Consider the following 11892-nt stretch of genomic DNA (forward strand, 5'->3'; position numbering starts at 1 on the left):
CACATGGCAGTGGCAGTCCTCTTACGGGGTCGGGCTCGGCGAGTTACCGGGGGTTCGGCTCGGCGAGCTTGCGGGCCACGAAGTCGTCGATCGAGGAGAGGGAGACGAAGACATCGGTGAGGATGTCGGCCTCGTCCATCTGGAACGCGAACTCGTCCTCCAGGAAGTTCATGAGCTGGATGTAGCCGAAGGAGTCGATGACCCCGGCCTTGAAGAGATCGGTGTCGGCGTCCAAGTCGCCGCCGAACTCGACCAGAAAGCGTTCCTCGAGGTACTGCTGGATCTTCTCTGTCCTGCTCATATCAGGGCCCTGATTTCTCGGTCGGGGACGGGTTTCTCGATCGGGGACGGGTCGGGAACCGCGGCCGCACGGATCTTCTCCACCATGCGAAGGAGCGATTTTCCGCCCACTTCTTCGCAGGCGAACCGGGGGTCGCGGGCGAGCAGATGGCGGACGCTGTCCGTCCAGCGCACCGGTTCGACGAGTTGCCGGCTCAGCGTCGCCACGATCGCGCCCTGTTCGTACGGGCGTCCGCTGACGTTCGCAACCACCTCGGCCGTGGGCTCGGCGAAGGTGAATTCCTTGAGGTAGCGCTCGAACTCCGCGCGGGCCGGCTCCATGTACCGGGAGTGGAACGGCGCGCTGACCCGCAGCGGCGCGAACCGGATGCCGCGCTCCTTGAACGAGGCGTGGGCGGCGCGCAGCGCCTCGGCCGGACCGGCGATGACGAGCTGCGCGTCGGTGTTGAAGCCCGCGATGTCCAGACCTTCGACGCCGTCCTGCCCGAGGATGTCGAGCAGTCGTGGCGCCGGTGTGTCCATCACGGCCGTCATGCCGCCGCCGGAGGCCGCCGCCATCAGCTCGCCCCGCTTCTTGACGAGCCTGAGGCCGGTCTCGAAGTCGAACACCCCCGCGGCCAGCAGGGCGTTGTATTCGCCGAGGCTGTGCCCGAGATAGCAGTCGGCGGGTTGTTCCTCGCGCCGTGTGCGCTCGAACATCTGTAACGCGTTGACGGTGTAGAGCGCGGGCTGTGTGTATTCCGTGCGGGACAGCGCGTCGTCGGGGTTGTCACGGCACAGGGCGACAAGGTCGTAGTCCAGTACGTCACAGGCGAATTGAGTGAGTCCGGGATAGCGCTCGAAGGCATCCTTGCCCATTCCCCGGAATTGCGAACCCTGCCCGGGGAAAAGAATCGCGAAAACCATGGCGCCTTTCAGGTGGACACCAGAAGAAGGGCCGGTTAATGAGGTCGGCCCTAAATCAGCATCGAGGAAACGCGTCGACGCATGCAAGGGGCACTCATGTGGCGAACGTTACACTGTCGCATTTTGCCAAACTAGTGATGTCCCTAGTGCTCCCTGGACAGCGACAGAATTGAGACTGCCCTGACTAATTCGCGTACTTGACAGCCACCGCGCACCACAGGATTACTGAATTCCCGCCCCGCGCCCCCCTCCATCACGCGACCGCGCCACCGGAAGGTCACACCATGAGCGCCCCGATCACCGATCCCTGGCTCCAGCCGCTGCGACCCCCCGCCCAGTCCGCCGCGGTGGCTCCGGAGCGCCGGGACCGGCTGGTGTGCTGGCCGCCCGCGGGCGGCTCCGCCACCTTCTTCCACGCCTTCGCCGCCGCACTCCCGGAGGCCGACGTCTGGGCCGTCCAGCCCCCGGGGCGGGCCAACCGCCGCCGCACACCGGCCGTCACCGTGCCCGAGGAGGCCGTGGACGGCGTCCTCGCCGCGCTCGACAAGCTGCCGCCCACCGATGGGCGGCTGATCTTCATGGGCCACAGCCTGGGCGCCGCCATGACCCACCTCCTGGCCACCCGCGCGCCCGCGCCCCCGGATCTCGTCGTCCTCTCCGCATGGCCGGTTCCCGGCCGGTTCGTACGGCAGCCCCTCGGCAAGCCGGCCGCCGAACTCGACACCGACGACCTCTTCGCCTTCCTGCGCTCCCTGGACACCCCCGGGCTGGCCGAACTGGACGACGCCCTGGTGGCCGAATATCTCCTCCCGCCCCTGCGGTCCGACCTCCTCCTGGGCGAGGGCCTCGCCGCCATGACCGACCGCGCCTGGACCAAGTCCCCGGTCCTCCTCGTCGCCGCGGACGACGACCCGGTCTTCTCCCCCGCCGAGGTCGCTGCCTGGGCCGATGTCGTCGACGTCCGCGAACGCCTCCACCTCGGCGGCGGTCACTTCGCGCTCTCCGCACACGTCGACACGGTGGCGGAGGCCATCCGGCGCGCGCTGTAGCCGCGGGGTCCGGCCGACGGCCGAGATAGTACGCTCCGCCCCCGGAGCGGGGCTGCCAAGATGAGCGAATGATCTACCCAGCCGATACACAACGGTCGACTGCGGATCAGACACGGCTGTTACTGGTCGAGGACGACCGGGAGACCGCAGACATGCTGGCCGAATTGTTCGTCTCAGAGGGCTACGCCGTCGATGTGGCATTCGACGGCCACCGGGGGCTCCATCTCGGTCTCGGCCGACGCCATCAGGTGATGGTCGTCGACCGGATGCTGCCCGGCCTGGACGGCCTGGACCTGGTGAAGCGATTACGGCGGGTCGGTGTCACCACCCGGGTCCTGGTGCTGACCGCGCTGGGCGAGCTGGGCGATCGGGTCACCGGCCTCGACTCCGGAGCGGACGACTATCTGGTCAAGCCCTTCGAGGTGGACGAACTGCTGGCCAGGGTGCGGGCCCTGCACCGGCGCGACCTCGCGGACGCCGAAGTCCTGCCGCTCGGCGACGGGGACGGCGGGCAGCTGGACCTGCGGCGCCACGAGGTCTGTCTCGCCGACGGCAGCCGCGTCGAGCTGTCCTTGCGCGAGTTCGGCCTGCTGCACGCGCTCGCGGACGGCCCCAAGCGGGTGCACGACCGCTCCCACCTGCGCGAGCGCGTGTTTCCCGATACCTCGGCGGAGTCCATCGTCGACACGTATGTCTACTATCTGCGGCGGAAACTGGGCCGTGACGTCGTCCGTACCGTGCGGGGGCGCGGCTACCAGATGGGCACGCTGTGATCTCCCTTCCGGTCCGCCTCCCGCGCCGTACGGCCCCGAGCCCCGAGCGGCGCGGGCTCGCCTCCGCCCAGTGGTCGATCACCCTGCGCATCTCGCTGGTGATGTCGGTGATCATGTTGCTGGTCGTGGCCATCGTCTACTCGGTTGTGCTGTTCGCCCAACGCGCCGACGCCGAGCGCGAGACGCAGTGGGGCATCCGGCACAACACCGTCGACAGCCCGCCGGTCTGCATGTGGATCACCGTGGAACGGGACGGGGTGGTCCGCAGCACCCGCGGCATCCCGGACGGCCTGCCCGTGAAGTCCAGCCTGACCGCGGTCCGCGCGGGCGCGCCCCCGGTGCTGGAGCGGGTGCAGCGCGGCGGTGAGCAGTACACGGTGCGCACCGCGTGGCGCGGCGACGCGGTCGTACAGGCGGCGTACGGCGAACGGTTCCAGCGCGCCGACCGCGAGCATCTGCTGCTGGCCTTCGCGACGGCCGAGGCGATCGGCCTGCTGCTCGTCGCCGCGGCGAGCGGCATGCTCGCGCGGCGGGCGATGACGCCGCTGTCCGAGGCCCTGGACCGGCAGCGGCGGTTCGTCGCGGACGCCAGTCATGAACTGCGCACCCCGCTCACCCAGTTGCACACCCGCGCCCAGCTGATGGCCCGCCGCTGCTCCGGTGCGGAGTGCCCGCAGCAGCTGACGGCCGACCTCCAGCGCCTGGTGACCGGGACCCGGCAGCTCGGTGACGTCATCGACGACCTGCTGCTGTCCGCGCGGCTGTCCCAGTCGCCGGGGTCGCGCGATCCGGTGGACGTCGCCTCGCTCGCCGAGGAGGCGGTGGCCGCGGAGGACGCGCGGGCCCAATCGATGGGGCTGGCCGTGCGGCTGCGGCAGGGCCAGGGGACGCATGTGGTGATGGGCACCGCACCGGCGTTGCGCCGGGTGATCGCCGCGCTGGTCGACAACGCGATGGGGCACACCCCGCCCGGCGGGGAGGTCGTGGTGTCCGTGGACGCCCCGCGTCCCGGTGTCGTGTCGCTGTCCGTACGCGACACCGGGGTGGGGTTCGCGCCCGAGGAGGCCGATCGCCTCTTCGAACGGTTCGCCCGGGGGACGGCCGGGCGGGGCAGGCGGTTCGGGCTCGGTCTGGCGCTGGCCCGGGAGGTGGTCGAGAGCCATCGGGGGCGGATCACCGCCGGAGGGCGGCCGGGGCACGGCGCGCTGTTCACCGTCGAACTCCCGGCGGCACGGACGGCGGACGTGACGGGCGACGCGGCAGGTGACACCACCAGTGACGCGATTCCGCGGCAGCGGTCGATCTCGGCGTGCCTGTCCGTGGTGGCCCGCCAGCCGGGCGGCCCGGGGCGCTGAGCCCCGTCCGAGCGCTCCGCCGACGGCAATACGCACGCCCGCGCTCACGACACCCGCGGGCGGCACCAGTCGAGCGCGCCGCCGTCGATGTCCTCGGCGAGTCCGGCCAGCGGCGAGCCCGGCGCCCACACCAGCCGGGTCCGGCGCCACAGCCGCCCGCCTGCCGGCCGCTTCAGGGTGATGCCCGGGCAGCGGTCGTCCGGTCCGACGAAGACGCCGACCGCGTTCCCGGCGCCGACGATGGCCGCCGCGGTGGTCTGGTCGGCGCCGAAGTACCGGAACCGCGGGGTGAACCCGGCCCGCTCGCAGGCGATCCGCAGGCTCAGGCCGAGGCCGTCGGAGCGGTCTCCGGGGGCGACCCAGATCTCGTCGGCCAGCTCTTCGAGGGTGATCAGCTGCCGGTGGGCCAGCCGGTGGCCGGGGGCCAGTCCGATGAGCACGGGTTCGGTGCCCAGGTCGCGCACGGTGAACTCGCGGACCGCCGGCGGCCCGACGTCGGGGAACTCGCTGATGACCGCGAGCGCGATCTTCTCGGTGCGCAGCAGCTCCAGCACGGCCTGGGAGGAGGGTTCCAGATAGGTCAGCTGTTCGTGGTGCGGCAGCCGCTCTCGGATGAGGGCGGCGATCCGCGGCACCCAGGGGTTGTCCACGCCGCCCAGCGCGACGGCCTGCGGCGGTTCGGCCGGCTGGGCGAGCGTACGCGCCGTGGCGAGCAGATCCCCGAACTCGTCGAGCAACTCCCGGGCCCGGCCCACCACATGGACGCCCAGCTCCGTCGGTACGACACCCTGCGGGCGGCGCCGGAACAGCGGCCCGCCCAACTCCTGCTCGATCCGTCTGAGTTGGGTGGAGAGGCCGGATTGCGCGATTTTCAGCGTGGCGGCCGCGCGGCTGATACTGCCGGATTCAGCCACGGTGAGCACGATCCGCAGGTGGCGCAGACCCATATCCACTTCCTGCCTCCGTCGGTGATGGTCGTGGCCGGAAATAGCCGATGACGAGCACGGCACCGGCCAGGGACAGCAGCGCCGTCCAGGTGGCGGTGACGTACAGGGCGTGCAGATAGGCCCGGTCGGCGGCGGCGAGGAGATCGGGCCGGTGCAGCGACGCCGCCACCGCCCGGGTGGCCTCCGCGGAGTCCAGCGCCCGGTCCCGCAGCCCGGGGGCCAGACCGTCGAGCGCGGGCCGGATCTCCCCGCGGTAGGAGGTGGCGAGCACCGAGCCCAGGACCGCGACCCCGAGCGTGCTGCCCACGGGCCGGGTGGCGGCGCTGATGGCGGCGCCCGCGCCGGTGTACCGCGCGGGCAGGACGGCCATCATCTCCGCCGTCATCGGCGCGACCACCAGCCCGATACCGGCGCCCTGCGCGAGCAGCACCGCGGCGATCGCGGCCACCGGGGTGTCGGCGTCGAAGAACACGTAGGCGCCGAAGGTGGCGCTCGACAGGAGGACTCCGGCGACCGCGCACCAGCGGACGGTCAGCAGCCGGGCCAGCCCCGGGGAGATCTGGTTGCCGAGGACGATGCCGCCCGCGGCGGAGGCCATCACGGCCCCGGCGGCCAGCGCCGACAGGCCGTGCACCCCTTGCAGGTAGAAGGCGCAGTAGAAGAGCTGCCCGGCCAGGCCGAAGAAGAGCAGCAGCAGGGTCACGCTGCCGCCCGCGAAGCGCGGCTCGGTGAACAGGCGCACGTCGAACCCCGGAGCCTCGCGGCGGCTCTGCGTCGTGACGAACACCGCCAGCAGGGCGAGCCCCGCCACCAGCGGCAGCAGCGCGGCCGGGCTCGACCAGCCGGACGGGCGGCCGCCCTGGATGACGCCGTACACCACCAGGCCAAGACCCAGGACGGAGAGCAGCAGCGCCGCCGGGTCGAGCACCCTGCGCTCGGCGTACCGCAGTTCGGGCACCAGCAGCGCCGCACCGGCCAGGCATACGGCCACCACCGGCAGGTTGACGAGGAACACCGAGCCCCACCAGAACCGGGTCAGCAGCGCACCGCCCACCACCGGCCCGAGCGCGACCGCCGCGCCACCGGCGGAGGCCCACACCGCGATGGCCCGGGTGCGGTGGGCGGGCGCGGTGCCGCGGGTGACGAGCGCGAGCGTGGCCGGGGTGATGAGCGCGCCGCCCGCGCCCATGAACCCACGGGTGACGATGAGTTCGGTGGCGCCGGGCGAGAACGCGGCCAGCGTGGAGGCGACGGCCAGGAGCAGCAGCCCGGCGGTCAGGGTGCGGCGCGGCCCGTAGCGGTCGGCGAGGGCGCCACCGGCGAAGCTGCCCGCGGCGAAGACCAGCGAGTACGAGGCGTTGGCCCACGCCAGCTCCGCGGAGGAGGCACCGAGCCCGCGCACCGGGTCGGCGAGGGTTTCCATCGCCACGTTGAGGACCGTGTTGTCCAGCAGGACCAGCGTCTGCGCCAGGACCGCCACGGCCACGGTCCACCACGGGCGCGTGGACCGGTGTGTCACGGTGTCAGCGCTCGTCTGCCCGCGACGAGCGTCCGGGTGACCTCCGCGACCCGGTGGCCGAGGTGTTCCGCGGTGGCGAGGTCGGACGGGTGCACCGTGCCCGACCGGTCGTCCACGGGGGACTGCGCGCCCGCGCCCTGGTAGAAGCCGAGCCGGTTCAGGTCGGATTCGCTGCCGCGGGTGGAGTTCCAGCCGGAGGGCAGGCCGAGGGTGACCCAGAGCATGCCGTGCTGTGCGGCGAGGGTGGCGAAGTAGCCGAGGGTGCCCGCCTTGTCCCCGGCCATGGAGCCGGAGTTGGTGAATCCCGCCGCCACCTTGTCCTGCCAGCGGCGGGTGAGCCAGCGCCGGGCGCTGGTCTCGGCGAAGGTGTGGAAGGCGGCGGAGGCCGTGCCCATGTACGTCGGCGCGCCGAAGACGATCGCGTGGGCCTCGTCGAGCAGCCGCCAGTCCTCATCGGTGATCCGGTCGACCCGGACGAGGGTGACCTTGGTGTCCGGGGCCCGGCTCGCCCCGGCGCGTACGGATTCTCCCAACGTGGCGGTGTGTCCGCGTCCGCCGTGGCAGGCGATGGCGATGTGTACCGGGTCGGTCAGGGCGGTCAAGCCGGCCTCCTCGAAAACGCCGTTCCGGGTCCGGTTCCAGGGGGTGTCCGCGAAGCGTCGGCCAGCCTGCCACAGGAGTCTCAGAGGTTTCTCAGAGCCGCATAACCGCGGAGTGATGGAGATTCGATATCTGCTCGCCTTCGCACGGGCGTGCCATTCTGACCCGGCAATCCCGAAGCACCGTCCACCCGTTGGAAGAGGTGTTCCCGGCACATGACCGATGTGGGTAAATCACTCCGGATGCGGAGGCTCTCCGCCGTGGGGGACGGCAGATATCTCTTCGTCCCGCTCGACCACAGTGTGTCCGACGGACCGGTGGTGCCCCAGGCCCGCTGGAACGGGCTGCTGAGCGCGCTGGTGGACGGTGGCGCGGACGCGATCGTCGTCCACAAGGGCCGGGCGCGCATGATCGCACCGGGCGTCCTGCGCCACTGCGCGCTGGTGGTGCACTTGAGCGCCGGAACGGTGTACGCGGCCGACGCCGACGCCAAGGTGCTCGTCGGCGAGGTGGAAGAGGCCGTACGGCTGGGCGCGGACGCGGTGAGCGTGCACGTGAACCTCGGCTCGGACACCGAACACCGGCAGCTCACCGACCTCGGAACCGTCGCCGCCGCGTGCGACACATGGAACATGCCGCTCCTCGCGATGATCTATCCGAGGGGCCCGCGGATCGCCGATCCGCACGACCCGGCGCTGCTCGCCCACGCCGTCAACATCGCCGCGGATCTCGGCGCCGACCTGGTGAAGACGTCGGTCGCGCTGCCGGTGGACCGCATGGCCGAGGTGGTGGACAGCAGCCCGCTGCCGGTGCTCGCCGCGGGCGGCCCGCCCGACGGCTCGGACCTGATCGGCCACGCGACCTCGTTGATGCTCGCCGGCTGCCGCGGCCTCGCCGTCGGCCGCCGGATCTTCACCTCGCCCTCGCCCGCCTCGCTGGTGTTACGGCTCGCGGCCGTCGTCCACGCCGCCGACGCCGGAACGGCCCCCCATCCCCCGACGATTGCGACAGGTGCCGCATGAAGTTCGCCTGGATCGACCTCAGAACCGTTCCGCAGGACACGCTGGAGTCCGTCGTGGACGCCGCCATCCACACCCGGATGCAGGGCGTGCTCAGCGACGACGAATCCGTACTCAAAGCGCTGCCCCCGACCGTCACCGGCGTCACCACCACCCCGGTGACCGACGAGAAGCAGCTGCACGGCCTCGACGCCGACACCGCGGGCTGGGTCGACGTCCACGACGAACCGTCCCTGCGGCTGGCGTGCGCCGCCGCCGTGGCGCTGCCCTTCACCGTGGTCCGCTTCGCCGACCCGACGAAGATCCCGCTGGAGATCGTGCTCGCCGCCGCGGACCGTTCCGAGGGCAAGCTGATCACGGTGTGCGCGGACCTCGAAGAGGCCGCCACCGTCCTCGACGTGCTGGAACGCGGCTCGGACGGCGTCCTGTTGGCCCCCTCGAACGCCGGTGAGGTGTTCGCGCTGGCCCGGCTGCTGGAGGCCGGTACGGCACCGCTGAACCTGACCACGCTGACCGTCGACGGCATCGAGCACCACGGCCTCGGCGACCGGGTGTGCGTGGACACGTGCAGCCACTTCGCCGAGGACGAGGGCATCCTCGTCGGCTCGTACTCGACCGGCTTCATCCTGTGCTGTAGCGAGACCCACCCGCTGCCCTACATGCCGACCCGCCCCTTCCGGGTCAACGCGGGCGCCCTGCACTCCTACGTACTCGGCCCGGACAACCGCACCAACTACCTCAGCGAACTGCGCGCGGGCCGCACCACGCTGGCCGTCGACGCCGAGGGCCGGACCCGCCCCGTCCTGATCGGCCGCGCCAAGCTGGAGTCCCGGCCGCTGCTGACCATCACCGGGCGCTCCCCCGAGGGCACCGTGGTCAGCCTGACCGTCCAGGACGACTGGCACGTACGGGTGCTCGGGCCCGGCGCGAAGGTCCACAACGTCACCGAGCTGCGGCCCGGCGACGAACTCCTCGGCTATCTGGCCACCGACCAACGCCATGTGGGCTTTCCCATCGGCGAGTTCTGCCGGGAACAGTGATGAGCGGCGCTGTCGATATGCGGACACTCGTCGAGACGCTGTTCGACGCCCACCCCGGCGACCTGCCCTACCTCGTGCACGGCGACCACCCGGTGAGCCGCGCCGAGGTGCGCGCCGCCGCGGCCACCGAGGCGGACGTCTTCGCCGAGTACGGCATCGGCGAGGGCACCACGGTGATGCTGCGGATACCGCCGAGCTTCACCCAGATCGAGGTGCTGCTCGCGCTGTGGCGGCTGGGCGCCCAGGTGATGCTGATCGACCACCGGCTCAAACCGTCCGAGGTGGAAGCCCTGCGCGCCCTGTGCCACCCGCAGTTCCTGGTCAGCGCCGGTACGGCGGACCGCGCACCGCTGCGGTTCGAGCCCCGGTACGAGGTGGTCACCTCCCGGTTCCCGGACGGCCGGACCGCGGCGACCGACCACCGGCTGGTGCAGTTCAGCTCGGGCTCCACCGGGCTGCCCAAGGTCATCGGGCGCACCCCGGCCTCCCTGGCCGCCGAGATCGAACGGTTCACCCGGATCGACGGCATGCCCACCCTCGGCGAGCGGGTGCTGCTGCTCAGCTCCACCGCGCACAGCTTCGGGCTGATCGCCGGTGTGCTGCACTCGCTCACCGCGGGTGTCGCGGCCGTGTTCGCCCGCCGGGTGTCGGCCAAGGACATCCTCGCCGCCGCCGGGCGCCACGATGTCCACGCGATATTCGGCACCCCCTTCCACTACGAACTGCTCAGCACCGCACGGGAGTTGCCCCCTCTCCCCGCCCTGCGCGCGGCGGTGTCCGGCGGCGAGATCATGCCCCCGGAGACGGCCGCGCGGTTCGCCGACCGGTTCGGCATCGGAGTCGGCGAATCGTACGGAACCACCGAGACGGGCGTCATCGCGATGGAGGTCAGCGGCGCTTCGAGGCCCACGGTCGGGCGGGCGGCCCCCGGTGTGCGGCTGCGCATCCACGACGGCGAGCTGGACGTCCTGCTGCCGGACGGCTCCCCGTATCTGCACGCCTCCGGTGGCGGCCGGTACGCCGACGGCTGGCTGCACACCCGCGACCGGGCCGAGCTGGATGCCACCGGCGGCGTGCGGCTGCTGGGCCGCGGCGACTCCCTCGTGGTCATCGGCGGCCTCAAGGTCGACCTGACCGAGGTGGAGGACGTGCTGCGCCACCACCCCGGGGTCAGCGGCGCCGTCGTCGTCCACGCCGGTGCCACCGAGGCGTACGTGTCCACCGAACCGGACGGGCCCTCGGCCGGGGAACTGCTGCGCTGGTGCCGGGACCGGCTGGCCGACTACAAGGTGCCGCGCGTCATCCAGGTCCTCCCGGACCTGCCCCGCACGTCCAACGGCAAGCTCATCCGCCGTCGCGACGCCCTGCTCGCCCGCTCCCCCGGCCACTGATCGCACCCCAACTCCCGCTGCCACAGAAGGGTTTCGCACCATGCAGACGACGTTGGAGAAGGAGATCCGCCAGTTCGTGCTCAGCACGATCAGCGACGACATGAACCACCCGCTCGACGCGGACACGATCACCGACGACAGCCCCCTGGGCACCGGTGGCATCGACATCGACTCGCTGAGCCTGATCGAGCTGGTCCTGCGCATCGAGCGCCGGTTCGGCGTGAAGTTCCCGGACACCGATTTCGAACCGGTCGGCGCGATGAACCTCGGCGACCTGGTGGACGACGTCATCAAGCGGGGCGCCACGGCATGACCGCGGAATCCGAGGCCCGACCGCGTATCACCGTTGACGTGGTACGGGAGCTGCTGTCCGACCCCAAGATCTTCGCCGCGCTGCCGGACGCGATGGACGACGACGCCGACCTGGCGCTGGACTCGCTCGGCCTGGTGTGGTTCCTGCACCAGCTGGAGCTGCGCTACGGCGTGGAGATCGAACCGGCCGAGGCGTTCCTCGCCGAGTTCACCTCGGTACGGCGGATCACCGACTACCTGAATGACCATCACCTGGCGGACCGTTCATGAGCCATGAGGTGCTGCTGACGGGCTTCGGCGTACGCACGGCCTTCGGCACCGGGGCGGACGCGCTGCGGGAGGGCGTGTTCGACGGAAGGCCCGCGTTCGCCCCGATCACGCGATTCGACCCCGGCCCGTACCGTACGAACGTGGCCGCGGCGAGTGGCGCGGCTGCCCCGCTGCGGGACGTTCTGGCCGAGGTGGCGGGGGCGGCAGCCGGGATGGCCGGGCTGCGGCCGGGCACGGAGGCCACGGTCCTGGTAGGCACCGCGGGCGACTTCACCGCCCTGACCCACTTCTGGCGCGCCACGGCATCGCGCGACGGCACGGTGTCCCTTGGCGCGCCCGGCGGCGGGGCGTCTCCCGGCGCGCGGGGCGGCACACCGTCGCCTGGCGAGCGCGGCGGCGGGGCGTCTCCCG

13 protein-coding genes and 1 pseudogene are annotated in these 11892 nt (G+C 71.7%); 9 read left to right on the forward strand and 5 right to left on the reverse strand.

Going from position 1 to position 11892, the window contains the following annotated elements:
• Positions 1–43 precede the first annotated feature (43 nt).
• Together EEJ42_RS17520 and fabD are read right to left on the reverse strand one after the other, a co-directional pair.
• The gene (locus EEJ42_RS17520; RefSeq protein WP_123100855.1) at positions 44–301 is read right to left on the reverse strand and encodes a phosphopantetheine-binding protein; all 258 of its coding nucleotides are present in this window, start codon (positions 299–301) and stop codon (positions 44–46) included.
• Positions 298–1293, reverse strand: coding sequence for an ACP S-malonyltransferase (fabD, locus tag EEJ42_RS17525; protein ID WP_246096836.1), 996 nt, complete (start codon positions 1291–1293; stop codon positions 298–300). Before fabD ends, EEJ42_RS17520 begins: the two co-directional genes overlap by 4 nt.
• Before the next feature lie 197 nt (positions 1294–1490).
• Here fabD and EEJ42_RS17530 point away from each other — a divergent pair, with 197 nt between their 5' ends.
• From EEJ42_RS17530 to EEJ42_RS17540, 3 genes are all read left to right on the forward strand, one after another.
• The gene (locus tag EEJ42_RS17530; protein ID WP_123100857.1) at positions 1491–2255 is read left to right on the forward strand and encodes a thioesterase II family protein; all 765 of its coding nucleotides are present in this window, start codon (positions 1491–1493) and stop codon (positions 2253–2255) included.
• A gap of 68 nt (positions 2256–2323) precedes the next feature.
• Positions 2324–3028 carry a response regulator transcription factor gene (locus EEJ42_RS17535; protein ID WP_123100858.1) on the forward strand — a complete coding sequence of 235 codons (705 nt, stop codon included), beginning with the start codon at positions 2324–2326 and terminating at the stop codon, positions 3026–3028.
• On the forward strand, positions 3025–4383 hold the full coding sequence (locus EEJ42_RS17540) for a sensor histidine kinase (protein WP_123100859.1): 1359 nt from the start codon (positions 3025–3027) through the stop codon (positions 4381–4383). Before EEJ42_RS17535 ends, EEJ42_RS17540 begins: the two co-directional genes overlap by 4 nt.
• 44 nt (positions 4384–4427) lie before the next feature.
• On the opposite strand, the gene EEJ42_RS17545 is transcribed toward EEJ42_RS17540, so the two are convergent.
• From EEJ42_RS17545 to EEJ42_RS17555, 3 genes are read right to left on the reverse strand one after another with little or no spacing between them, the layout of a single operon-like run.
• Positions 4428–5330 carry a LysR family transcriptional regulator gene (locus EEJ42_RS17545; protein ID WP_123100860.1) on the reverse strand — a complete coding sequence of 301 codons (903 nt, stop codon included), beginning with the start codon at positions 5328–5330 and terminating at the stop codon, positions 4428–4430.
• On the reverse strand, positions 5290–6849 hold the full coding sequence (locus tag EEJ42_RS17550) for an MFS transporter (protein WP_123100861.1): 1560 nt from the start codon (positions 6847–6849) through the stop codon (positions 5290–5292). The genes EEJ42_RS17545 and EEJ42_RS17550 overlap by 41 nt, the downstream gene beginning before the upstream one ends.
• On the reverse strand, positions 6846–7442 hold the full coding sequence (locus EEJ42_RS17555; protein WP_484422008.1) for a flavodoxin family protein: 597 nt from the start codon (positions 7440–7442) through the stop codon (positions 6846–6848). The genes EEJ42_RS17550 and EEJ42_RS17555 overlap by 4 nt, the downstream gene beginning before the upstream one ends.
• A gap of 222 nt (positions 7443–7664) precedes the next feature.
• On the opposite strand from EEJ42_RS17555, the gene EEJ42_RS17560 reads away from it, so the two are divergent.
• The 6 genes and pseudogenes from EEJ42_RS17560 to EEJ42_RS17585 form a co-directional block, all read left to right on the forward strand.
• Positions 7665–8471: a 2-amino-3,7-dideoxy-D-threo-hept-6-ulosonate synthase gene (locus EEJ42_RS17560; protein ID WP_123100863.1), complete on the forward strand. Its 807-nt coding sequence runs from the start codon at positions 7665–7667 to the stop codon at positions 8469–8471.
• The gene (locus tag EEJ42_RS17565) at positions 8468–9508 is read left to right on the forward strand and encodes a 3-dehydroquinate synthase II (protein ID WP_123100864.1); all 1041 of its coding nucleotides are present in this window, start codon (positions 8468–8470) and stop codon (positions 9506–9508) included. Before EEJ42_RS17560 ends, EEJ42_RS17565 begins: the two co-directional genes overlap by 4 nt.
• A complete protein-coding gene (locus EEJ42_RS17570; RefSeq protein ID WP_123100865.1) occupies positions 9508–10899 on the forward strand; it encodes a class I adenylate-forming enzyme family protein in 1392 nt (463 codons plus the stop codon). Before EEJ42_RS17565 ends, EEJ42_RS17570 begins: the two co-directional genes overlap by 1 nt.
• A 40-nt stretch (positions 10900–10939) precedes the next feature.
• Positions 10940–11212: an acyl carrier protein gene (locus EEJ42_RS17575; protein WP_009713973.1), complete on the forward strand. Its 273-nt coding sequence runs from the start codon at positions 10940–10942 to the stop codon at positions 11210–11212.
• Positions 11209–11481: a phosphopantetheine-binding protein gene (locus EEJ42_RS17580; RefSeq protein ID WP_123100866.1), complete on the forward strand. Its 273-nt coding sequence runs from the start codon at positions 11209–11211 to the stop codon at positions 11479–11481. Before EEJ42_RS17575 ends, EEJ42_RS17580 begins: the two co-directional genes overlap by 4 nt.
• Positions 11478–11892: pseudogene (locus tag EEJ42_RS17585) on the forward strand (beta-ketoacyl-[acyl-carrier-protein] synthase family protein); the annotation flags it as partial. The gene EEJ42_RS17580 and the pseudogene EEJ42_RS17585, both read left to right, overlap by 4 nt.

This window comes from Streptomyces botrytidirepellens (genome assembly GCF_003721215.1).
Taxonomy (GTDB): Bacteria; Actinomycetota; Actinomycetes; order Streptomycetales; family Streptomycetaceae; genus Streptomyces; species Streptomyces himastatinicus.